Annotated in this window: 19 protein-coding genes and 1 pseudogene; 10 read left to right on the forward strand and 10 right to left on the reverse strand. The window is 63.5% G+C overall.

Features of this window, described 5'->3' with window-relative positions:
* Positions 1-56: 56 nt before the first annotated feature.
* Entirely contained in the window at positions 57-1,052 is a 996-nt protein-coding gene (gene araD1 / locus JI749_RS09860) for an AraD1 family protein (protein WP_201652847.1), read from the reverse strand.
* 287 nt (positions 1,053-1,339) lie between these two features.
* Between araD1 and recA the strand changes: the two genes are divergently transcribed.
* From recA to JI749_RS09875, 3 genes are all read left to right on the forward strand, one after another.
* A complete protein-coding gene (recA, locus tag JI749_RS09865) occupies positions 1,340-2,413 on the forward strand; it encodes a recombinase RecA (RefSeq protein ID WP_201652850.1) in 1,074 nt (357 codons plus the stop codon).
* Positions 2,414-2,586: 173 nt separating this feature from the next.
* A complete protein-coding gene (alaS, locus tag JI749_RS09870; RefSeq protein ID WP_201652853.1) occupies positions 2,587-5,232 on the forward strand; it encodes an alanine--tRNA ligase in 2,646 nt (881 codons plus the stop codon).
* A 1-nt stretch (position 5,233) separates the two neighbouring features.
* Positions 5,234-6,046 carry a class I SAM-dependent methyltransferase gene (locus tag JI749_RS09875; protein WP_201652856.1) on the forward strand — a complete coding sequence of 271 codons (813 nt, stop codon included), beginning with the start codon at positions 5,234-5,236 and terminating at the stop codon, positions 6,044-6,046.
* Here the strand turns inward: JI749_RS09875 and JI749_RS09880 are convergent.
* The 3 genes from JI749_RS09880 to JI749_RS09890 all read right to left on the reverse strand — a co-directional run bounded on the left by JI749_RS09880 (position 6,043) and on the right by JI749_RS09890 (position 9,021).
* Entirely contained in the window at positions 6,043-6,927 is an 885-nt protein-coding gene (locus JI749_RS09880; RefSeq protein ID WP_201652859.1) for a DMT family transporter, read from the reverse strand. The two genes, JI749_RS09875 and JI749_RS09880, sit on opposite strands and share 4 nt — an antisense overlap.
* Positions 6,928-7,016: 89 nt before the next feature.
* Positions 7,017-7,949 carry a DMT family transporter gene (locus tag JI749_RS09885; protein ID WP_201652862.1) on the reverse strand — a complete coding sequence of 311 codons (933 nt, stop codon included), beginning with the start codon at positions 7,947-7,949 and terminating at the stop codon, positions 7,017-7,019.
* 91 nt (positions 7,950-8,040) lie between these two features.
* Positions 8,041-9,021, reverse strand: a complete 981-nt coding sequence (locus JI749_RS09890) for a glycerophosphodiester phosphodiesterase family protein (RefSeq protein WP_201652865.1) — start codon at positions 9,019-9,021, stop codon at positions 8,041-8,043.
* Positions 9,022-9,322: 301 nt separating this feature from the next.
* Here JI749_RS09890 and JI749_RS17645 point away from each other — a divergent pair.
* Positions 9,323-9,598: pseudogene (locus tag JI749_RS17645) on the forward strand (hypothetical protein); the annotation flags it as partial.
* Between the two features lie 147 nt (positions 9,599-9,745).
* Here the strand turns inward: JI749_RS17645 and JI749_RS17440 are convergent.
* Both JI749_RS17440 and JI749_RS09900 read right to left on the reverse strand, forming a co-directional pair.
* Complete coding sequence (locus JI749_RS17440; RefSeq protein ID WP_233280724.1) at positions 9,746-10,405, reverse strand: hypothetical protein; 660 nt, start codon at positions 10,403-10,405, stop codon at positions 9,746-9,748.
* A gap of 45 nt (positions 10,406-10,450) precedes the next feature.
* Positions 10,451-12,763: a putative bifunctional diguanylate cyclase/phosphodiesterase gene (locus JI749_RS09900; RefSeq protein ID WP_201652871.1), complete on the reverse strand. Its 2,313-nt coding sequence runs from the start codon at positions 12,761-12,763 to the stop codon at positions 10,451-10,453.
* 196 nt (positions 12,764-12,959) lie between these two features.
* On the opposite strand from JI749_RS09900, the gene JI749_RS09905 reads away from it, so the two are divergent.
* Complete coding sequence (locus JI749_RS09905; protein ID WP_201652874.1) at positions 12,960-14,666, forward strand: vWA domain-containing protein; 1,707 nt, start codon at positions 12,960-12,962, stop codon at positions 14,664-14,666.
* A gap of 45 nt (positions 14,667-14,711) precedes the next feature.
* On the opposite strand, the gene JI749_RS09910 is transcribed toward JI749_RS09905, so the two are convergent.
* The gene (locus tag JI749_RS09910) at positions 14,712-15,401 is read right to left on the reverse strand and encodes a head GIN domain-containing protein (protein ID WP_201652877.1); all 690 of its coding nucleotides are present in this window, start codon (positions 15,399-15,401) and stop codon (positions 14,712-14,714) included.
* A gap of 218 nt (positions 15,402-15,619) precedes the next feature.
* Positions 15,620-16,831: an NADP-dependent isocitrate dehydrogenase gene (locus tag JI749_RS09915; RefSeq protein WP_201652880.1), complete on the reverse strand. Its 1,212-nt coding sequence runs from the start codon at positions 16,829-16,831 to the stop codon at positions 15,620-15,622.
* A gap of 142 nt (positions 16,832-16,973) precedes the next feature.
* Between JI749_RS09915 and JI749_RS09920 the strand changes: the two genes are divergently transcribed.
* Together JI749_RS09920 and fabF are read left to right on the forward strand one after the other, a co-directional pair.
* Positions 16,974-17,390 (forward strand): MarR family winged helix-turn-helix transcriptional regulator, encoded by a 417-nt coding sequence (locus JI749_RS09920; RefSeq protein WP_201652883.1) that lies wholly within the window; start codon positions 16,974-16,976, stop codon positions 17,388-17,390.
* Between the two features lie 60 nt (positions 17,391-17,450).
* Positions 17,451-18,737 carry a beta-ketoacyl-ACP synthase II gene (gene fabF / locus JI749_RS09925; RefSeq protein WP_201652886.1) on the forward strand — a complete coding sequence of 429 codons (1,287 nt, stop codon included), beginning with the start codon at positions 17,451-17,453 and terminating at the stop codon, positions 18,735-18,737.
* On the opposite strand, the gene JI749_RS09930 is transcribed toward fabF, so the two are convergent.
* Positions 18,738-19,073 carry a TfoX/Sxy family protein gene (locus JI749_RS09930; protein WP_201652889.1) on the reverse strand — a complete coding sequence of 112 codons (336 nt, stop codon included), beginning with the start codon at positions 19,071-19,073 and terminating at the stop codon, positions 18,738-18,740.
* On the reverse strand, positions 19,070-19,513 hold the full coding sequence (locus JI749_RS09935) for a GFA family protein (protein ID WP_456073817.1): 444 nt from the start codon (positions 19,511-19,513) through the stop codon (positions 19,070-19,072). Before JI749_RS09935 ends, JI749_RS09930 begins: the two co-directional genes overlap by 4 nt.
* A gap of 92 nt (positions 19,514-19,605) precedes the next feature.
* Between JI749_RS09935 and JI749_RS09940 the strand changes: the two genes are divergently transcribed.
* The 3 genes from JI749_RS09940 to JI749_RS09950 all read left to right on the forward strand — a co-directional run bounded on the left by JI749_RS09940 (position 19,606) and on the right by JI749_RS09950 (position 21,753).
* On the forward strand, positions 19,606-20,181 hold the full coding sequence (locus tag JI749_RS09940) for a GNAT family N-acetyltransferase (protein ID WP_201652897.1): 576 nt from the start codon (positions 19,606-19,608) through the stop codon (positions 20,179-20,181).
* Positions 20,182-20,295: 114 nt separating this feature from the next.
* On the forward strand, positions 20,296-20,892 hold the full coding sequence (locus JI749_RS09945; RefSeq protein WP_201652900.1) for a GNAT family N-acetyltransferase: 597 nt from the start codon (positions 20,296-20,298) through the stop codon (positions 20,890-20,892).
* A 57-nt stretch (positions 20,893-20,949) separates the two neighbouring features.
* Entirely contained in the window at positions 20,950-21,753 is an 804-nt protein-coding gene (locus JI749_RS09950) for an RNA methyltransferase (protein WP_201652904.1), read from the forward strand.
* The last annotated feature ends 8 nt before the right edge of the window (positions 21,754-21,761 follow it).

Genomic DNA, 21,761 nt, shown 5'->3' on the forward strand with positions numbered 1-21,761 from the left:
GTCATCCCTCCAAACGGCGGAGGGATAACTGACATGTTAGGTGGTTTGCGGCAAGATCAATAGAGGTTGCCTACGATCACCGGATGCTCGGTTTCGGTGCGGACAGGGTTGCGCAGGGGGGCGCCGAACTGGGCTTCTTCGATCTCGAAGATGTCGTTCGGCTGGGTCTTGATGCCGTCGGCGAAGCTCAGCGTGGCCGTGCCGAACATGTGGACATGCACATCGCCCGGCCGCCGGAACAGGTCATACTTGAAGTGGTGATATTCGAGATTGGCGATGGTGTGGCTCATATTGTCCTCACCCGACAGGAACGGCTTTTCCCAGAGTACCTTGCCATCGCGCCAGATGCGCGATTTGCCCTCGATATGGGCCGGCAGGTCGCCGATGCGCAGTTCGGGGCCGAAGGCGCAGGCGCGCAGCTTGGAGTGGGCAAGGTAGAGGTAGTTGATGCGCTCGGTCACGTGATCGGAGAACTCGTTGGCCAGGGCAAAACCGAGCCGACGCGGCTGGCCGTTCTGGTCGATCAGGTAGACGCCGGCGATCTCAGGTTCTTCGCCGGCGTCGAGCGCAAAGCCCGGGGACGGGATGGGGTGGCCCGGGTTGACGACCGAGTAGCCGTTGCCCTTGTAGAACCATTCCGGCTGCACGCCCTTGAGGCCATCGGCGGGCTTGCCGCCTTCAAGGCCCATGCGGAACATCTTCATGGTGTCCGTGAGACCGGTTTCGGCTGCGCCGCTATTGGCAGTGTGCATGGCGTCGCGCGTTGCCGCCGAGCCAAGATGGGTGAGGCCGGTGCCGGTGAGGTAGAGATGGGCCGGATCGGGATGATCGATCGGCGCCAGCATGCGGCCCTCGGCGAGGATGGCCTCACGATCAAGAGTGGCGCCCAGGCCCTGATCGGCAACCAGGGCACCCAGGCCACCTTGGCGGGAAAGCGCGGCCATGGCCAGCTCGTAGACGCTGGTGGCACCGTTGACGACACGGGTTACCCCATTGTCGACGGCGCCGACGGCGCGTGCGCCATTGTGGTCGAAAAACTGGATCAGGTTCATGGCGCGGCTCCTGCGCTGGGCCCGTTGGGCGCGTTTGCAGGCATAAAGCGCAATAGGGGTCAGCGAGGCAAGTCAAAAATCATACTTATTGAACGCCTGCCCGTCGGCGGGGCTACTGACACACTCTGTCGTAGCGATGCGCGATTCTCCGGCATGCCTCGATGTTCTCATTTTGTCTTGACAGAAACGGAACAAGATGAGAACAAATGAGGCACATTCAATGCATGGCCACATCAGGTGTCGGCGCGTTGCGCAGCCTCCCGGAGCGTGGAATAAGGAGAGACCAAATGGCGAATGCCCCGCTTCGTGTAGTTGAAGGTGGTTCGATGGATAAGGACAAGGCTCTTGCTGCCGCGCTAGGACAGATCGAGCGGAATTTCGGCAAGGGTTCGATCATGCGCCTTGGCGAGGCTTCGGCCATCGAGGTCGAATCGATCTCGACCGGCTCGCTGGGCCTCGATATCGCGCTGGGCATTGGCGGCCTGCCCAAGGGCCGTATCGTCGAAATCTTCGGGCCGGAAAGCTCGGGCAAGACCACGCTGGCGCTGCATGTCATCGCCGAGGCCCAGAAGGCTGGCGGTATCTGTGCCTTTGTCGACGCAGAGCATGCGCTCGATCCGGTCTATGCCCGCAAGCTCGGCGTCAATGTGGATGACCTGCTGATCTCGCAGCCCGATGCCGGCGAACAGGCCCTCGAAATCACCGATACGCTGGTCCGTTCCGGCGCCATCGACGTGCTGGTGGTCGATTCGGTTGCGGCGCTCACGCCGCGGGCTGAACTCGAAGGCGAAATGGGCGATGCCTTGCCGGGTCTCCAGGCCCGGCTGATGAGCCAGGCCATGCGCAAGCTCACCTCGTCCATCTCCAAGTCGAAGTGCCTCGTCATCTTCATCAACCAGATCCGCATGAAGATCGGCGTGATGTATGGCTCGCCCGAAACTACCACCGGCGGCAATGCGCTCAAGTTCTATGCTTCGGTGCGCCTCGACATCCGCCGCATTGGCGCGCTCAAGGATCGCGAGGAGATCGTGGGCAACCAGACCCGTGTGAAGGTGGTCAAGAACAAGCTGGCCCCGCCCTTCCGTCAGGTCGAGTTCGACATCATGTATGGCGAAGGCATTTCCAAGACCGGCGAGCTGCTCGATCTGGGTGTCAAATCCGGCATCATCGAGAAGTCCGGCGCCTGGTTCTCGTGGGATAGCCAGCGCCTGGGGCAGGGCCGTGAGAATTCGCGGCAGTTCCTCAAGGACAACCCGGCGATTGCCAGCACGATCGAGCAGGGTGTGCGCGAAAGCTCGGGCCTGCTTGGCGAAGTGCTGCTGGTAGCCGGCGGCGACGACGACACCGGCGACGACGACTGAGATCATTCTTCCCATGCAGGGATTTGAGGGGCACTGCGCAAGCGGTGCCTCTTTTCTTTGGCTACGGTCGCTTTGCCGCCGCAATGCTGGACATTGCGGCAAGCGGCACGATAGAAAGCCAGCCGAACTCGTCTACGGCGCCCGGCGCCAATTTCCGTAATGAAAGCCTCTAGATGACCAGCGTAAACGACCTCCGTTCGAGCTTTGTCGACTACTTTGCCCGCAATGGTCACCACGCTGTGGCATCGAGCCCGCTGGTGCCGCGCAACGATCCGACGCTGATGTTCACCAATTCGGGCATGGTGCAGTTCAAGAACACCTTCACCGGTGTCGAAAAGCGCCCCTATTCTCGCGCCACCACAGCGCAGAAATGCGTGCGCGCCGGGGGCAAGCACAACGACCTGGACAATGTGGGCTTTACCGCCCGGCATCACACCTTTTTCGAGATGCTGGGCAATTTCTCATTCGGCGACTACTTCAAGGACCATGCCATCGAGCTGGCCTGGAACCTGCTGACCAAGGACTGGGGCCTGCCCAGGGAGAAACTGATGGTCACCGTCTACCAGGACGATGACGAGGCCATGGAGCTGTGGAAGAAGATTGCCGGTATCGGCGAAGACCGCATCGTGCGGCTCGGCGCCAAGTCCAATTTCTGGCAGATGGGGGATACCGGTCCCTGCGGCCCGTGCTCGGAAATCTTCTACGACCATGGCGATCACATCTGGGGCGGCCCCCCGGGTTCCCCCGAGGAAGACGGCGATCGCTGGATCGAGATCTGGAACCTGGTGTTTATGCAGTATGAGCAGCAGGGCGACGGTTCGCGCACCGGCTTGCCGCGTCCATCCATCGATACCGGCATGGGCCTCGAGCGCATCGCCGCGGTGATGCAGGGCGTCCATGACAATTACGATATCGACCTGTTCAAGGCGCTGATCGGTGCGGCCGCCCAGGCAACCGGCGCCGACATCAATGGCGAAGGTAACCGCAGCCTACGGGTGATCGCCGATCACCTGCGCTCGATGAGCTTCCTGATCGCCGAAGGCGTGCTGCCCTCCAACGAGGGGCGAGGCTATGTGCTGCGCCGCATCATGCGCCGCGCCATGCGCCATGCGACCCTGCTGGGGGCAAATGAGCCGGTGATCCACAAGCTTGTGCCGACCCTGGTACGCGAGATGGGCCAGGCCTATCCCGAGCTCAGCCGCGGCGAGGCCCTGATCTCCGAGACGGTGCTGCTCGAGGAAGGCCGGTTCCTCAAGACGCTTGGCCGTGGCCTGCAACTGCTGGCTGACGAAACGCGCGATATGGGCGAAGGCACCGTCCTTGATGGTGCCAGCGCCTTCAAGCTCTATGACACCTATGGCTTCCCGCTGGACCTGACGCAGGATGCGCTGCGCACGCGCGGCATCACCGTTGACCAGGCCGGCTTCGACGCTGCTATGGCGGCGCAGAAGGCCGAGGCACGCAAGAGCTGGTCCGGCTCGGGCGAAGCTGCGACCGACACCGTCTGGTATGGCCTCGCCGACAAGCTCGGCCCCACCGAATTCCTCGGCTACGAAACCGAAACCGCCGAAGGGGAGATCAAGGCGCTGCTCAAGGATGGCGCCGAGGTTGCCGCACTGGCCGAAGGGGAGGAGGGCTTTGCCGTTCTCAACCAGACACCCTTCTATGGCGAGAGCGGTGGCCAGGTTGGCGATACGGGTACGCTAAAGGGTGACGCTGTGGCAGCCAGTGTCACCGACACCCAGAAGCATCACGGAGTGTTTGCCCACAAGGTGAAGGTCACCCAGGGCAGCCTCAAGGTCGGCCAGGCGGTGACTCTGGTGGTGGACCACGAGCGCCGCTCGTCCATCCGCGCCAATCATTCGGCCACCCACCTGCTGCATGAAGCCCTGCGCCTCGTGCTTGGCGATCACGTCGCCCAGAAGGGATCGATGGTGTCGTCCGAGCGCCTGCGCTTCGACTTCGTCCATACCAAGCCCATGACCGAGCAGGAAATGGCCGAGGTCGAGGACATCGCCAACGCCATCGTGCTGCAGAACACGCCGGTCGAAACGCGCCTGATGGGCGTCGAAGAAGCCAAGGAATCCGGCGCGCGGGCACTGTTCGGCGAAAAATATGGCGACGAAGTCCGCGTCGTCGCCATGGGCGAACCGACGAGCAATGGCCTTGGCTGGTCGGTCGAACTCTGCGGTGGCACCCATGTGCGTCGTACGGGTGATATCGGCCTCGTCTCCATCGTCGCCGAGAGCGCGGTCGGTGCGGGCGTGCGCCGTATCGAAGCGCTGACCGGGAAGGCGGCACGCCATCGCGGTAACACGCATGTGGCCATCGTCGACGCGGCGGCCGGCCTGCTGCGGTCCGGCAGCCATGAAGTGCTCGATCGCATCACCGCATTGCAGGACAACATCAAGAAGATCGAGCGCGAACTCACGGACGCGCGCAAGAAGCTGGCCCTGGGCGGCAGCGGCGCAGGTGCGGCAGCAAGTGCCGATGAAACCGTCAACGGCGTGACCTATGTCGGCCGCACCGTCGAGGGCATCGCTGCCAAGGACGTCAAGGGGCTGGTCGACAGCGAGAAAAAGCGCATCGGCTCGGGCGTGGTCACGGTCGTGCTCAAGGGCGATGACGGCAAGGGCACGGTGGCCATCGGCGTCACCGACGACCTGACGGCCCGCTATGCCGCCGGCAACCTGATTAAGCTGGCGACAGCGGCCTTGGGTGGACAGGGCGGCGGCGGCCGGCCGGACATGGCGCAGGGCGGTGGTCCCGACGGCTCCAAATCGGCCGAGGCGATCGCGGCCGTCCGCGGCGCGCTCTAACATGGTCAGCGCCGGCGACCTTCCGCTCGGCTTCGGGCGGCAGGCGTTCGGCGCTGATCCGGCTGGCTATCACGCCGCTCGACCAGCCTATCCCGATGCAACTTGGACGGTGCTAGGCCAGCAGGCAGGCCTCAAGCAGGGCATCGAGGTGCTCGAAATCGGCGCCGGTACAGGTCTGGCGACAGGCCCCCTGCTGGCACATGAGCCCGCCCACCTGCTGGCCATCGAGCCAGATGCGCGTCTCGCGGCCTTTCTGGCAACGAACCACGCCAATCCCCGCCTGACGGTGATCCAGCAGCCGTTCGAGATGGTGGCGCTCGAGACCCACAGCGTCGATCTGGTTGTCAGCGCCACCGCCTTTCATTGGCTCGACGCCATTCCGGCGCTCGTCAGGCTGGAGCAGGCGCTACGCCCAGGCGGCGCCGTCGCTCTGATCTGGAACGAGTTCGGCGATCCGCAGCGGCACGATGCCTTTCACGAAGCGACGCGGCACCTGTTTGCCGGACGGGCCAGCAGTCCGGCGGCCGGCGACGATACGCGCGTGCCGCACTCGCTGCATTCTGAAGCGAGACGCGACGACTTCCTCGCAGCAGGCCTGATCCCAGACGCGCCGCAATATCTCTCCTGGACGCTGACGCTGGACGTCGAGGGCGCACGCCGGCTCTATGCCAGCTTCTCCAATGTTACGGCCCTGCCATATGACGAGCGCGAGCGGCTGCTCGACGGGTTGGCGAACATAGCTGCGACCGCCTTTGGTGGTCGGATCGAGCGCAACATGGTGACCGCGATCCATACGGCCAGGCGCAATAGCTAGAGGCCGGTGCGCCAGAAGAATATGCGTGGTTTCCAGACGATCTTCAGCTTTTCGGTAAGGACATTGGCGAGGCCTGCCGTCAGTACGATGATCAGGCCGACAATCGCGACATAATCCGGATATTCGCCGAAGAACAAAGCACCGAAGACGATAGCCCATATCAGCTGGCTATATTGTACCGGGGCGACCAGATTGGCCGGCGTGCGCCGGGCCGCCGCGATCAGCAGCAGCCCACCGGTGCCGCCCAGCAGGCCGATGCCCAGAAACACCGCCAACTGCTCGGGCGATGGCAGGACGAAAGTCGGGATCATCAGCAGACCGTTGAACAGCGCCGAATAGAGCACCTGCAGGCCGACCAGGCTGACACGTCGTTCCTTGGGCGCAACATGGCGCAGGATGATGGTGGTGATGCCGCCGAAGAAGACGCTGCAGAAAATGGCGAGATGCCCAAGCTGCAGGTCGCGTACGCCGGGGCGGATCACCAGCACCACGCCCAAAAAGCTGATGATCAGCAGCAGCCAGCGGTGCAGCGCGACATGCTCGCGCAGGATAAGCACACCCAGCAGCGTAACGATGATGGGCGTGAGGAAGCCGATGGCATAGACGTCGGCAAAGGGAATGTGCGTAAAGGCGAACATGACGCAGGCCGTGCCGCAGATGGCCGTGGCGCAGCGCAGGTGTACCAGCCGGGGATGGCGCAGCTTGTAGATGTCTCGCCAGCGTTCGCCGCGCTTGGTCAGCATGGCCGGGATGATCGACAGGCTCGTGGTGAAGAAGGCGATCTCGAAGACCGACATGCTCGGTCCCGTTGCCTTGATCAGGGCATCGGCGATAGAAAAGCTGGCATAGGCCAGAAAGGCGAGGATGACGCCGACAGGCATCGCAAATGTCCGGAAGTATAAGAGATTCGAAAAACCAGGCTACCATACAAGAACCGGGCGCGGCGGTCGACCGTGCCGACGCGGGCGCGCTAGATTTCCGGGCCCTGCACCTCGGTGATATCGGTCGGCGAACTGGGCCGGCGCGCGCGATATTCGGCGAAGCGTCCGGCGATGCGGGTGCGGGCACCATCGATGAACACGTTGACCAGCCCGGAAAGGACAACCACGCCAAGGCCGATATAGGCCAGCAGGTCCGGATATTCGGAATAGAAGAAGGCGCCTAGGCCGATCGCCCAGACGATCTGCACGTACTGGATCGGCGCCACCTGGCTGGCCGGCGCATTGCGCGTCGCGGCAATAAGCAGGATGTGGCCCATGCCCACCATGCTTCCCGAGGCGGCAAGCAGGCCAAATTGCCGGGCCGTCGGCATGACGAAGCCGGGGGCCATCAGCACGGCGTTGATGACGATGATGTAAAGCGCGGGCAAAACGATCAGGCTGACTCGCTTCTCGGTGGGCGCGATGACGCGCAGGATGGTGGTGGTCGAGGCGCCGAACACGGCGCAGAGCAGGGCCGTCAGGTGGCCGAATTCGAGTTCACGGAATCCCGGCCGCACCACGAGCATGACGCCCAAAAAGCCCAGTGCCAGCATGGCCCAGCGGATGGCATCGACCCGCTCGCGCAGGATTAGGACCGACATCACGGTAATGAACAGCGGCATCAGGAAGACCAGCGAATAGGTCTCGGCGAAGGGAATGGTGGTGAAGGACACCGTCACCAGCATGGCCGAGCTCACGCCCGTGAAGGATCGCAGGTGGACCAGCAGTGGCTTGCCGAGTTGGAAGCTGTCGCGCCAGCGCTCGCCCTTGGGTTTGGCGAATGCAGCGGGGATCAGGCCGAACAAGGCGACAAAGAAGCCGATCTCGAAGACCGAGAGATCCTGGCCAAAGCCCTTGATGACGGCATCGCCGCACGAATAGACCGAATAGGCGACAATCGCGTAAATCACGCCGACAGGCATGGCAAATCCAGCAAGAAACGGGGGGTGCGGCAATGAATCGACCCTAGAGTGCCGCTCCGCTGCCGTCGATGCCAATTGTTCGCCTGCGGCGCTATCGCGCGGCCAGGGCAGGGCCGATGATCTCTATGCGGTTGGTCCACAGGTAGCCGTCGAAGCTTTCGGGGACTTCGGCGAGTTGCTCGAGCGTATCGATACCGGCCGTGCCGGGGTCGCCGGCGCTGGTGGGTCCAAGCAGGATCACTTCCGAGCCGGCATGGCGCAGGCGTTCCAGGAACAGGTTGGGCCAGCCCCAGAGGAAGGGAGCGACGTTGAGCGGGACCATGACCTTGGTGTCGCGGCAAGCCGCGGGCATGTAACCGCTCCAGCCCAGCGCTTCATATTGCAGCAGGCAATCCACCAGGCCGCGACGGGACCACACGGCGAGACCCTCGATGAGCTCCGCGGCGCGATAGGTTGGTTCGTCACCGCCATAGGCACCCCACACCGCGTGGCGCCATTCGGGGTGCGCGCTCACCAATGACGCAAGCATATCGCCTTCGCGTTGCTCGCGACTCTTGAAATTCACCAGAAACTGCCGGTCCGGCATGGCCGACAGCACCTCCTTGAGCTCGGGCATCTGGCCCACGCCCGTTCCGCGCAATGGGTAGGTGGCGCCGCCATCGGCGGTGTAGCCGTAACCGATGTCGAGCGTCTTAAGGTAGGCCATGTCGTGGCTGCGGGTCTCTCCGGTGCCCTCGGTACGACAATCGATTGTCCAATCGTGCAATACGGCAAACTGGCCGTCGGTGGTTGGGTGAACATCCAGCTCGACGATATCGGCGCCGGCGTCGAAGGCGGCACGCATGGATGAAAGGGTATTCTCGATGAAGGCGTGCTCGGGCGGGTAGATCCGTTCGGCGGTGCAGGTGTCGTTTTCGAGGTCCTCGCGCGAGAATGTCTGATGCACACCCCGATGCGCGATCAGGGCAACCTGGGGATCGGCAGGGGGTGCGACCCGCCAGCTGGCGTTGAAGATGTAGACTGCGGCTGCCACCACCCCCAGCAGGAGCAGGGTCCGCCATCGCCATGACATCGTTCGATTCTCCTTCTGCAAGAGGCGGGACACCCCCGGCCTATGACCGTGTTCGTCGGATTGTTCAGCATAATAATAGTAAAGTGTTAGCCACCGCCGGAGAACTAAGCCGCGGTGGCAGAGCTAATTAACCGTCCCAAGACAGCGGCCGAACTATGGTGCCTGATCCAGAATGGAGGGGGCCATGAGCCGACTGAGAATGTTACGAGTGGCACTGGTGCTTTCGACTTGGGCCGGTCTATCCGGCTTGGCGATGGCGGACGACTGGATGGTCGACCGGCTGCGTGGCGAAGTCCTCGTTATGGCCGATGGTTCCTGGCAGCCGCTGCAGCGCGGCGACATCGTCAGCGACAGCAGCCGCATTCGGTCCGTCGAGGGCAGCCGGGTGACGTTCACCCGCGGCGCCGAAGCCATCGAGCTGAGCGGGGCGACGGAAATTCGCATCTTCGATCAGCAGGGCGAGCGCATGACCACAATCATGCAGGCCTATGGCACTGTAACGGTTGAAGCCGAGCGCCTGCAGATCCAGCACTTTTCCGTCCAGACACCGTTCTTGGCGGCGATCGTCAAGGGAACGCGATTTACTGTCCATTCGGACGAAACCCAGTCCAGCGTCGACGTCGACCGCGGCCTTGTTCAGGTCCAGGATTATGTCCATGGCGTCGCGACCGACATCACGCCCGGCCAGAGCGCAACGGTGAGCGACAGTGTTGCTCTCGACGTGTCAGGCGGCGGAAAGCACGCCCCAATGGTCACGCTGGAAGGGCAACTCGTCAGTCCAGCGGATTTGAGCCAAGGCGGCGCGGGTGACAATGGCAACCATGGCCAGGGCAACGGCGGTCAAGGCAACAACGGCAATGGCGGCAATGGCAATGGCGGTCAAGGCAACAACGGCAACCACGGTCAGGGCAACAACGGTAATGGCGGCCATGGCAACAACGGCAATGGCAACGGTGGTCAGGGCAACAACGGCAATGGCAACGGTGGTCAGGGCAACAACGGCAACGGTGGCAATGGCAATGGCGGTCACGGCAACAACGGCAATGGTGGTCAGGGCAACGGTGGCAACGGCAACGGGGGCCAGGGCAACGGTGGCAATGGTGGCAACGGGGGCCAGGGCAACGGCGGAAACGGTAACGGAGGCCAGGGCAACAACGGCAACGGGAACGGTGGCCAGGGCAACGGTGGGAACGGGAACGGCGGCCATGGCAACGGTGGAAACGGCAGCGGCGGCCACCTCAACAACGGCAACGGGAACGGTGGCCAGGGCAGTGGTGGCAATGGCAACGGCGGCCAAGGCAACAATGGCAATGGTGGTCAGGGCAGTGGTGGCAATGGCACCGACAGCCAAGGCAACGAGGGCAATGGCAAGCCTGGGGGACATGGCAAGGGGTCCTGACAAGTTGCCAGGCTTGCCCCAAACTGCCCCTTAGGCGCGGCTCTCCAGCGGCTGCCGGTCGTCCGCCAGCATGCGCGTGATCACTATACTATCGGCGGGCTTGCCGAAGAGGTAACCCTGGCCAGTCTGGCAACCCCATTGGGCGAGCTGGCGCGCCTGCTCGTCCGTTTCAATGCCTTCAGCCAAGGTCTTCTTGCCCAGGCGACGGCATAGGTCGATGATGCCATGCAACAGGGCGTCGTCCGCCGGGGTGCCGATCTGCTTGACGAAGCTCTGGTCGATCTTGATCTTGTCGAGCGGCAGGGTGGTCAGGTAGCTCAGGGCCGAATAGCCGGTACCAAAGTCGTCCAGCGACACCTGCACGCCCATGCGTCTGAGCGCCTGCATCAAGTCCTGCGTTTCGGCCAGCGTTTCGACAAACGTGCCCTCGGTGAGCTCGAGATCCAGGCGATCGGGCGGCAGGCCGGACGACTTCAGCGCTTCCGCCACATCGCCCAAGACGTCTGTCAGCCGCAACTGCGCTGGCGACACATTCACACCGACAAGGATAGAGGAAGGCCAGGCCGCACAGTCCCGGCAGGCCGCTGCCAGTGCCCAGCGTCCCAGCTCCGCGATATAGCCGGTTTCCTCGGCAAGTGGGATGAATATGGCCGGTGGCACCGGGCCATGCGTCGGGTGGGTCCAGCGCATGAGGGCCTCGACCCCGACCATTTCCCTCGTGACGAGATCAACCTGAGGTTGATAGACGAGGTGCAGTTCCCCGCGACCGATGGCCTGGCGCAGGTCGATATCCAGTTGCCGGCGCTGCTCGATGGCTTCGACCTGGCCCACTTCGAAGCGGTTTATAGGGTCGCCGCCAAGCAGGGCGATTTCCGCCTGCCGGAGCAGGTCTTCCTGGTTGTTGACCCCTGTTGCGGCTGCCAGTCGCAGCTCGATCATGATCACATGGGGCCCGATCTGCTGCAGCTTGGTGACGCGGGACAGAATGTCGTCCTGCAATGCCGCGACGGCTTCGGCGTCCCAGGAGCCAGGGTGGCCGATTGCGAAAGTATCCTGGGCCACATAGGCCAAAAGGCCTGAACTGATGCTCTGCAACTGTCGGCCAACATGCGCCAGCAGGGCGTCGCATACGTCGCGGCCGAGGGTGCCACGGACGGTGTCGAGGCGCCGGAGCTTGACGAGAATGACCGTGCCGTTGCGGCCCAGCGTCGGCAAGGACTCGACCAGTCCGGTCCGCGACAGGGTACCGGTGGTCGTGTCGTGGGTGGCAAGGTAGGCCAGGCGCGATTGCGCCTGCTGGCGTTGGCGCACCTCGGTTCCGACCTCCGCGGCCAGTTCCAGAACAAAGAGGGCAGGGACGCCCAGGAGGAACAAGGCGGTCTGCATGACGACGGCAAACTGGAGATAGGCAAGGATCGCCGCGCCTTCCCAAACGAACATCGCGGCGAGGCACATCGCGCCCAGAGGCCAGATCGACAGATGGCGGCGCAGCATCACCAGGAACAGCGCCAGCACGGCCAGGCCGATCGCCGACGGGACGAGCCCAAAGTTCTTCAGTCCGCGGTCCTGGGCCAGCGTTTCGGTCGCCATGGCCTGTACGACCGGACCTGGCATCACGCCAAAGCGCGGCGTTTGGAACAGGTCGCGCAGCTCCACCGCCGTAGCGCCGATGATCACGTTCCGGTCACGCAACGCGGCGGGATCCACCCTGCCGTTCAGAACGTCGCTAAAGGAGAAGCGCGCAAAGGCGTTGGCATCGATGCCGTAGTCGATTTCGACCGTCGGCGTGCCCGTGACCGACCGGCCCGAAAGCGCTGACGCGAGCGAGGGGATCAGGCCACCGTCATGCACCAGCCCGGCGACAAACTGCCGGACGAGGCCCTGGTCGTCGAGCAGCACGTTGACCGCTGCCGGTTCGGCATGGGCCAGAAACTGCAGCAGCGGCAGGGAGGCCCGCACATCGGTGGTGGTGCGCTGGACGAAGGCACCCAGCCAGGCATAACCACCGGCGCGCTCCAGCGCAGCTGCGAACAGGGCATCGTCCTGGGGGTTGCTGGCGCTGGAAAAATCGATGTCGAATGCAACATCGGCCACATCCATCTCGACCAGCCGATCCAGTACCTCGGCATATAGCCGGCGGGGCCAGGGCCAGACGCCGATTTCGGCCAGGCTGCGGCTATCGATCTCGACCAGCGCGGTCTGGCCCGTCGGGGTGCGGCCGGAGAGGCCGAAGCGGGCGTCTTGCAACAGCCTGTCCTGCGAGGCAAAGCCGCCAATGGCAGCGACGCCCACCATGATTGCGATGAGCAATGCCGTCAGGCCAGTGCGATAGCCGTGAATCACGAAGCGTCCCTCGAAGGTCGGAGGATAGCATTGACCCAGGCGGGTAAAGACCAGGTTCCCGGCACGGCATTGCTGGCGACGAAACACTCGTGTGCCTGAACAAAGTATTCATCTGGGCGTCATTGTGGGCATGATTTGAATTGCACCATGCTGTGCTGTCCTCGATAAACGAGGCTGCAGTTGCTGGAGGGCTACCATGCGAATTATTCGAAATTTCGTGCTGGGGGCCGTCGCGGCGCTCGGCCTCGCGCTACCGGCCGTATCCGCCGAGCGCGCGATCATCGTGCTGGATGGATCGGGCTCCATGTGGGCCCAGATCGATGGCAAGGCACGCATCACGATCGCCCGCGAGACGCTGCATGAAGTGCTGTCGACACTGCCCGACGACCTCGAACTCGGCTTCATGACCTATGGCCATCGCGAGAAGGGCAATTGCGACGACATCGAAATGCTGGTCGAGCCGGCAACCGGCACTGGCCAAGCCATTGCCGAGGCCGCCGACAAGATCAATCCCAAGGGCATGACGCCCATATCGGATGCCGTGCGCCTTGCAGCCGAAGATCTGCGCTTTACCGAGCAGAAGGCGACGGTGATCCTGATCACGGACGGGTTGGAGACCTGCGAGGTCGATCCCTGCGCGCTGGCATCGGACCTGGAAAGCCAGGGCATCGATTTCACTACGCACGTGCTGGGCTTCGGCCTTTCCGATGAGGAGGGGCAGCAGGTCGCCTGCCTCGCCGAGAATACGGGCGGTAAGTACCTACCGGCAAATGATGGGGCTGCCCTGGTCACTGCGCTGACGACCACCGTGGCGCAGGTAGTGCAGGCGGAGCCGGAGCCGGAGCCGGCGCCCGAACCCGAGCCTGCGCCGCAGCCTGAGCCGGCGCCCGCGCCCGAATTCAATCTCCTGCCGACAGCGTCGCTTTCGGAAGGCGGACCGGACATCGAAGACGGCGGACCAATAGACCTGGTCTGGCAGTGGTATAAGGTCAATCCCGATGGCAGCAAGGGCGAGTGGATCGACACGAACTACTACGCCCGCTTCAAGGGCAACCTCGAGCCCGGCGACTACATTATGACCGCCGAATACAGCTATGCCACTGCCGAGCAACCGGTGACGATCGTCGCGGGCGAAGTTGCCAAGCCGCATTTCGTGTTGAACGGGACGGTCCTCAAGCTTCATCCAAAGGCGGCGGAGGGTGCGGAAATCGACGAGAATGCCACCGTAGAAATTCGCCATGCCGGTGAGTACGTCACCACCGACTATGGTGACGTGAACCTGGTCGTTCCGGCCGGTGCGATCGAAGTCGATGTGTCCATTGGCGAAGCCAAGGTCACGCGCAGCTACCAGGGCAAGGCTGGTGACACGATCGACGAAGACGTCATCGTCGGGGCCGGCAAGGCGCATGTCGTTTCCGAATATGTGGCCGGTACGCCTGTCGAGGCGGATATCTTCATCGAAGTGGTGGAGGCCAAGGCCAATCTCGAAGGTGAGCGCAAGTCGGTGGCCTACACCTATGGCGGCGACGTCAGCTTCGACCTGGCGGAAGGCGACTATGTCGCGACCTATTCGCTGGGTGGTGCCAAGGGCGAGGTGCCGTTTTCCGTCAAGACCGGTGAGCGGGTTGAAGTGCCCATCGTCATGGATGCGGGCATTATTGCCATCACCACCCCGGGCGACAACTATGTCGAAATCCTGAGCGTGTCGAAGAACCTTGAGGGCAACCGCAAGTCCTTCGACTACGGCTATGGCCCCGAGTTCCAGACCACGTTGGCGGCGGGCGACTATATCGTAGCCACCACGATCGGCGACGCCGTCACCGAGACGCCCGTGACCATCAAGGGCGGCGAGCGGTTCGAGTTGACGGTGGAAGCCGCGGCTCCCACGGGCAAGAAGAAGTAGCCGGGCCGGCATATTGGAAAGGGCGCCCTCGGGCGCCCTTTTTGTTCAGTCGTCGAAGTTCACGTCGCCGCCGCTTGACGCATCGACATCGCGCTTTGGCGGATTGCCGCTGACATCGACATCCCCGCCGCTGGACGCCTCGGCCCGGAGGCTGGCTGTCGCATGAACCGAGATGCTTGCACCGCTCGACGCACCGGCGGTGGCAGAGGCCGCAACCAGGCTCTCGGCGTCGATACCCGCACCGCTGGAGGCTTCCGCTGCGACCGATTCCGCGGTACCCGCGATATCGATATCCGCGCCGCTCGAGGCATTGATCTCCACGGCACCGAGTCTGGCGTCGCCAATCTCGATATCCGCGCCACTGGAGGCATTGAGGCTCAAGTGGTCGCTGGCGAGGCCCTGGGCCCGTATATCGGCGCCGGAACTGGCGTCGATCGCCGCAATCGCCGGCATGGTGACCTCGATGGTCAATGCGTTGCCGCTGCTGAGCAGCATGCCGACAAGGCCGCCGCTGATTATGAAATCCAGGAAACTCTGATCGAACCGCGCCACCAGGACACCGTCCTTGACGTCGAGCTGCAGGTTGTCCAGCGCCTGCGCGCTCCCGGACGTCGCCGTCACCGAAAAGCTGTCGCCCTGCTTCACCACTGCGTCCAGCCCGGTGGAGATGTCGATCTTGTCGAAGCCGGTGAGCTCGTAGGTCTTGCTGTCGGCATGGGCAGCGGTGCTGATCATCAGCCCCGCAGTTGCGGCCGCAGAGTGCTGCGCATGATGGTCCCTCGTTGTTCCCTTGGACCCTGCATGTGGGCAGGCCGCGACGGGGCTCAACCCCGCGCCTGGAGCAAAAATCGCCATCGAAGGGGTTGATAGTCACATCCATGTGCCCATGGCGAAAACGAAAAGGCCGGGTCGCTGCGACCCGGCCTTGATTGGTTCGATGCGTAACGGCTGGCTTATGCCATGGCCTTCTGCAGGTTCTGGTCGATGGCGTCGAGGAACCCCAGGGTCGAGAGCCAGGGCTGGTCGGGACCGACGAGCAGGCTGAGGTCCTTGGTCATCTTGCCTTCCTCGATCGTGTCGACAGTGACCTTTTCGAGGGTCAGGGCAAACTTGGCCAGGGCTTCGTTGTTGTCGAGCTTGGCGCGGTGGGCGAGCCCACGGGTCCAGGCGAAGATCGAGGCGGTGGAGTTGGTGGAGGTCTCCTTGCCCTGCTGGTGCTGGCGGTAGTGGCGGGTCACCGTGCCGTGCGCGGCTTCGGCTTCCACGATCTTGCCATCGGGCGTCGCCAGCACCGAGGTCATCAGGCCGAGCGAGCCGAAGCCCTGGGCGACGATGTCGGACTGCACGTCGCCATCATAGTTCTTGCACGCCCAGACATAGCCGCCGGACCACTTGAGGGCGGAGGCCACCATGTCGTCGATCAGGCGGTGTTCGTACCAGATCTTCTTGGCCTCGAACTGTTCCTTGAACTCCTTCTCGTAGATCTCCTGGAAGATGTCCTTGAAGCGTCCGTCATAGGCCTTGAGGATGGTGTTCTTGGTGCTGAGATATACCGGCACGCCGCGGGCGAGGCCGTAGTTGAAGCTCGAATAGGCGAAGTCGCGGATCGAGTCGTCCAGGTTGTACATGGCCATGGCGACGCCGGCGCCGGGGGCCTGGAACACTTCGTGCTCGATGACCTGGCCGTCTTCGCCGGTGAACTTGATGGTCAGCGTGCCCTTGCCCGGGAAGGTGAAATCGGTGGCGCGGTACTGATCGCCGAAGGCATGGCGGCCGACGATGATCGGCTGGGTCCAGCCCGGCACCAGGCGCGGCACGTTCTTGCAGATGATGGGCTCGCGGAAGATCACGCCGCCCAGAATGTTGCGGATGGTGCCGTTTGGCGACTTCCACATCTTCTTGAGGCCGAATTCCTCGACGCGCTGCTCGTCAGGTGTGATGGTCGCGCACTTGATGCCGACGCCGTGCTTCTTGATGGCATTGGCCGAATCCACGGTCACCTGGTCGTTGGTGGCGTCGCGGTTCTGCACGCTGAGGTCGTAATATTCGATCGGCAGGTCGAGATAGGGGTGGATGAGCTTGTCCTTGATCGCCTGCCAGATGATCCGGGTCATCTCGTCGCCGTCGAGATCGACGACCGGGTTGGCAACTTTGATCTTGCTCATCGAAAATATCTCCCTGAATTCCGCAAAATGGCCGTCTGGCCTTCGGCGTGGCTATAGCATCGGCGGGCGGCAGCGCAAAGCGGGCAAAGGGCAAGGGGGCATGCCGGTTGACACCGTGCATATGCACGACTAGGTGAAGGGCATGACGGACGATTTCGACCTGTGCCTGGTGCTGAATACCCGCATGGCCGCGCGCGCGGTGACCCGTCGCGCCGACCAGAGGCTGCGCGGCTTCGGCGTCACGGCGGCGCAATTCAACATTCTGGGGGCCTTGTCAGCCCATCCCGGTCGCTCGATCACCGAAACGGCCAATGCGTTGGCCATGGACCGCACGACCTTGTCGCGCAACCTGGCGCTGCTCGAGCGCAAGGGACTGGTGACCAGTGCGCCGGCTGGGCGGGGCAATGGCCGACTTGGCACCCTTACCGAAGAGGGGCGCAAGACCTTCGATGCCATCGTGCCCGAATGGCGGCGCTCGCAGGCCGAATTGCGTGATGCCCTTGCCGATCCGGATTTTCAGACCGTCATCGCCGCCCTGCGCCACCTGTCGGGCCTCTAGCGACATGACCTCGCCGCAATTGAGCGCAATTCACACCGTGCATATACACAGGACGCTAGAATGCTGAAACCCGACCCCGCCGATCCCATCGTCGTCACTGGCATGGGCGTTGTCAGCCCGCTTGGCGTAGGGGTGCCGGTCATGTGGGAGCGCCTGACATCGGGCAGGAGCGGCATCGTGCAGAACGATCGCTTCGATACCGAGGGATTTGGCGCCACGATCGCGGGGCTCGTTCCGGTCAAGCCAGCCGATCCGCAAGGCTTTGATCCTGCCGACTTCATCGACGGGAAAGAAATAAAGAAGATGGACCTGTTCATCCAGTATGCCATCGGCGCCGCGCATGAGGCATTGGCGCAGGCCAACTGGCATCCGACCACTTGGGAAGATCAGGCGGCGACCGCCACGATCATCGGCTCGGGTGTCGGCGGTTCGCCCGTCATGGCCAAGGCGGTCGAGATCATCCAGACCAAGGGGCCGCGCCGGCTTTCGCCGTTCACCGTGCCATCGTTCCTCGCCAACCTGGCCGCCGGCTGGCTGTCCATCCTGCACGAATTCCGCGGTCCTATCGGTACGCCGGTCACGGCCTGCGCGGCCTCGGCCCAGGCCATCGGCGACGGCATGCGGCTGATCCTGACGGGGGAGGCCGAAGTGGCCGTGGTGGGCGGCGCCGAAGGCTCGGTGGATCCGATTTCGCTGGGTGGGTTCGGCGCTTCACGCGCCCTCGCTACCACATTCAACGACGCTCCCGACAAGGCTTCCCGCCCGTTCGACAAGGGCCATGACGGCTTCGTGCTGTCGGAAGGCGCTGCGGTGCTGGTCATCGAAAAGCTCAGCCACGCCAGGGCGCGCGGCGCGACGCCGCTGGCCGTGCTGGCCGGTTATGGTACCTCCGCGGATGCCTATCACCTGACGGCCGGGTCGCCGGATGGAGCGGGGGCCCAGGTCGCCATGCGCAACGCTATCAAGATGGCCGGTATCGATCAGAATCAGATCGGCTACGTCAATGCGCACGCCACCTCCACCGCGGTGGGCGACGCGGCCGAACTGGCCGGTATCGGCGCTGTCTTCCCCGGTCGCGGCAAGGATCTCGCCATTTCGTCGACGAAGTCGGCCACCGGCCATATGCTGGGTGCCGCCGGGGCGATGGAGGCGGTCATTTCCGTCATGGCGCTGCGCGAGGGCCTGTTGCCGGCATCGATCAACATCGTCGATCCAATGGAGGAAGCCGCCGCCTTCGATCTCGTGGCCAATCAGCCCAAGGCCAAGGCCGTGGATTATGTGCTGTCCAATTCCTTCGGCTTTGGCGGCGTCAATGCGGCCCTGGTCTTCGGGAAGGCTCCGGCCTAGCTATTTGGCAGGCAAGGTCTCGACGAAGCTGCGCGCCAGTTCGATCCAGTCGAGCAGCACTTCGTCGTCCTCAAGTACGTCGCCGGTGACCTCTACGAAGCCGGACATGGTCCGGGCGCCCATGCTCATCGGCCGGGCGCCGGGCAGGGCTAGGGCGTGCTCGTAACCGTCCTTGCCGACGCGAACCAGGAGGCTGCCATCCTTCATGGGGCCCACGAGCATGTTGCCATCGAGCATGAAGCAGCGGCCGCCGAACATTTTCTGCTCGGTAATACCCGGGCGGGCGCCCAGAAGGCCGCGAATGCGGTCGGACAGTTCTTCAGATGCGAGGCTCATGGCGCGTTTCCTTGCCGATAGGTCTGGTGCCGGGGCAGGTGATCGGCCACAAGGTCCCAGGCTTGCTGGCTGCGGGCAAAGATCAATTGATTGGGTGCGAACCACTCGTTTTGCCCGGCGTAAAAGCCGACCGGGATCATGCGCATGTCAGGAGCACGCGACGAGCGGCCAAAGAGCGGTGTGCCGCAATCCGGGCAGAAGTGTCGCGTGAAGGTCGCTCCCGAATCGCTTGGCCTGTCGAAGGATTTGGTCTGGCCTGTCAGGGTCAGCGCTGCGGCAGGTACCAGCGCAACACTGGCATGTCCGGAGCCGGTCGCTTGCTGGCAGTCCAGGCACGAACACATCAGCATCGACATGACCGGCCCACGAACGGACATCTCGATGCGCCCGCAGGCGCATCGCGCCGTGACCGCGATAGTGGGGCGCTTCGGGCTGCTCATGTGGCGAGGCTGGCACGCGATGTCGACACCGGCAAGGGCCAGCTTGCCTTTGTGCGCCACACTGGCGACAGTGCGGCGCTCACGGAGGCGGCATGACGCTTTATCCCAACTATCCGATACGCACCGAACGGCTTGTGCTTCGCCCCTTCACGCGCGGGGATGTCGACGCGGTCTATGCCTATCGCCGCCGGGAGGACGTCGCGCGTTATCTGTTCGACGTCCCCCTCAGCCGGGAGGAATGCGCCTTGGCGGTGCAGCAGCGGACCAGCCAGGTGGCGCTGGAGGCGGAGGGCGACAAGATCATCCTGGGCGTCGAACTGGCCGAGAATAGCGCCTTGATCGGCGAGGTCTCGCTGATCTGGCGCAGCGTGGATGCCAGGCAAGGCGAGGTGGGCTGGATTTTCGACCCGCAATATCATGGTCGTGGCTATGCCACCGAAGCCGCCAATGCCATCCTGGATCTGGCCTTCGGCCCAGGGGACATCCACCGCGTCGCCGCGCGCTGCGACGTGCGCAATGAGGCGTCCTGGCGCCTGATGGAACGGCTTGGCATGCGGCGGGAGGCGCACTTCCGCGAGCATGCCTTGTTCAAGAGCCAGTGGGATGAGGAATTCATCTATGCGCTGCTCTGGCAGGAGTGGCGGGCGATGCGTGCCCAACAGGCTTAGCACGCGTCCTCTCCCGGCTGGCTGAAGGGAACGATATTTCAAGCAGCCTCAGGAACTTCCGCAATGTGGTGACGTTGTGCGGCTGGACCAGTTCCGGTCGAGGGAGCGCAATTCATGTCATCGCTGTCACTGCCTATCGAGACCGATCGGCTCATTTTGCGGACGTTCGAACGGAGCGATCTGGACGCACTGGCGGCTTATCATGTGCTTCCCTCCATGCAGCGTTACGTTTTCAGCCGCACGCGCGACACGGCCGAAGTGGCCGGCGCGCTCAACATCATGCGCGGCCATGTCAGCCTGCAGCGTCCCGGCGATACGTTGACTTTGGCCGTGGTGCGCAAGGGGGACAGGCGGCTGATCGGCCATGTCTCTCTGCACTGGTCGGACGCCACTGCGGGACAGGGCGAGGTGCGCTTCTGCATCAACCCGGCCTATTCGGGCCAGGGCTTTTGCCGGGAGGCAGTCGGCGCCATATTCGACCTCGCCTTCGATCATTTCCGCATCCACCGGCTTTTTGTGCGCAGCGACGGCCGCAACCATCACTCGATCAAGCTGATGCAGCAGTTGGGCATGCGGCTCGAAGCACACTACCGCGAGCATGCCCTGTTCCAGGGCGAGTGGGACGAGGAACTGCATTTCGCCATTCTCGATCGCGAATGGCAGCGGTCAGCGAAGGTGCGCGACCTGCCACCGCGGCATCGCGTCGCCTGATTTGCCCTTTGGGCGCAAAACCGGCTATGAGCGCCTGATCGTACAGGATTGGGCGCCATGGCCGGGACTGACACTTCCATCAAAATCGAGCTCCAGCCTTCGCCAGCGGTGATCCTGTGCGAGCCGCAGTTGGGCGAAAATATTGGTACGGCGGCCCGTGCCATGGCCAATTTCGGGCTCTGGGACCTTCGGCTGGTTCGTCCACGCGATGGCTGGCCGAACGAAAAGGCCGTGGCTGCTGCGTCGCGCGCCGACCATGTCATCGAGCGCGTCCGTGTGTTTGAAACACTTGAGGATGCCATTGCAGATCTGACGCTGGTCCTCGCTACCACGGCGCGGCCGCGCGACATGCAGAAGGAAGTCATCGGCCCGGACGAAGCCGCCCAACGCATGGCCGCGCAAGTTGCCGGGGGCAGGTGTGTGGGACTGCTGTTCGGACGCGAAAAATGGGGGCTGCTCAATGAAGAGGTGGCCCTCGCCGACACCATCGTCACCCTGCCTGTCGAACCGGCTTTTGCCTCGCTCAACATCGCGCAGGCGGTGCTGCTGATGGCCTATGAGTGGCGCCGGCACAGCGCCTCGGGCACGGCGCTGCCCTTCAGCGGGGTGATGGCGGAGGTGGCGCCGCGCGAGGAACTTGTCGGCCTATTCGGTCATCTCGAAAGCACGCTGGATGCGTCGGGTTTCTTCACCGCACCCGACAAGCGCCCGACCGTCATCAACAACCTGCGCACGATGCTTGAGCGCGGCAAATTCACCAGCCAGGAAATCCGCACGCTGCGGGGCGTGATCTCCTCGATCGACCGCCGCCACGAGCGGCCCAATCCCAACCGGCAGAAGCCAGCTGCCAAAAGCGACTGAGAATCGGC

Origin of the sequence: Devosia oryziradicis, assembly GCF_016698645.1 — a bacterium.
Taxonomy (GTDB): domain Bacteria; phylum Pseudomonadota; class Alphaproteobacteria; order Rhizobiales; family Devosiaceae; genus Devosia; species Devosia oryziradicis.

Excerpts from the sequence above, each read along its gene's own strand:
- araD1 (WP_201652847.1), bottom strand. The coding sequence starts at position 1,052 with ATGAACCTGATCCAGTTTTTCGACCACAATGGCGCACGCGCCGTCGGC.
- recA (WP_201652850.1), top strand. The coding sequence starts at position 1,340 with ATGGCGAATGCCCCGCTTCGTGTAGTTGAAGGTGGTTCGATGGATAAG.
- alaS (WP_201652853.1), top strand. The coding sequence starts at position 2,587 with ATGACCAGCGTAAACGACCTCCGTTCGAGCTTTGTCGACTACTTTGCC.
- JI749_RS09875 (WP_201652856.1), top strand. The coding sequence starts at position 5,234 with ATGGTCAGCGCCGGCGACCTTCCGCTCGGCTTCGGGCGGCAGGCGTTC.
- JI749_RS09880 (WP_201652859.1), bottom strand. The coding sequence starts at position 6,927 with ATGCCTGTCGGCGTCATCCTCGCCTTTCTGGCCTATGCCAGCTTTTCT.
- JI749_RS09885 (WP_201652862.1), bottom strand. The coding sequence starts at position 7,949 with ATGCCTGTCGGCGTGATTTACGCGATTGTCGCCTATTCGGTCTATTCG.
- JI749_RS09890 (WP_201652865.1), bottom strand. The coding sequence starts at position 9,021 with ATGTCATGGCGATGGCGGACCCTGCTCCTGCTGGGGGTGGTGGCAGCC.
- JI749_RS17440 (WP_233280724.1), bottom strand. The coding sequence starts at position 10,405 with ATGTCCCCCAGGCTTGCCATTGCCCTCGTTGCCTTGGCTGTCGGTGCC.
- JI749_RS09905 (WP_201652874.1), top strand. The coding sequence starts at position 12,960 with ATGCGAATTATTCGAAATTTCGTGCTGGGGGCCGTCGCGGCGCTCGGC.
- JI749_RS09910 (WP_201652877.1), bottom strand. The coding sequence starts at position 15,401 with ATGATCAGCACCGCTGCCCATGCCGACAGCAAGACCTACGAGCTCACC.
- JI749_RS09915 (WP_201652880.1), bottom strand. The coding sequence starts at position 16,831 with ATGAGCAAGATCAAAGTTGCCAACCCGGTCGTCGATCTCGACGGCGAC.
- JI749_RS09920 (WP_201652883.1), top strand. The coding sequence starts at position 16,974 with ATGACGGACGATTTCGACCTGTGCCTGGTGCTGAATACCCGCATGGCC.
- fabF (WP_201652886.1), top strand. The coding sequence starts at position 17,451 with ATGCTGAAACCCGACCCCGCCGATCCCATCGTCGTCACTGGCATGGGC.
- JI749_RS09930 (WP_201652889.1), bottom strand. The coding sequence starts at position 19,073 with ATGAGCCTCGCATCTGAAGAACTGTCCGACCGCATTCGCGGCCTTCTG.
- JI749_RS09935 (WP_456073817.1), bottom strand. The coding sequence starts at position 19,513 with ATGAGCAGCCCGAAGCGCCCCACTATCGCGGTCACGGCGCGATGCGCC.
- JI749_RS09940 (WP_201652897.1), top strand. The coding sequence starts at position 19,606 with ATGACGCTTTATCCCAACTATCCGATACGCACCGAACGGCTTGTGCTT.
- JI749_RS09945 (WP_201652900.1), top strand. The coding sequence starts at position 20,296 with ATGTCATCGCTGTCACTGCCTATCGAGACCGATCGGCTCATTTTGCGG.
- JI749_RS09950 (WP_201652904.1), top strand. The coding sequence starts at position 20,950 with ATGGCCGGGACTGACACTTCCATCAAAATCGAGCTCCAGCCTTCGCCA.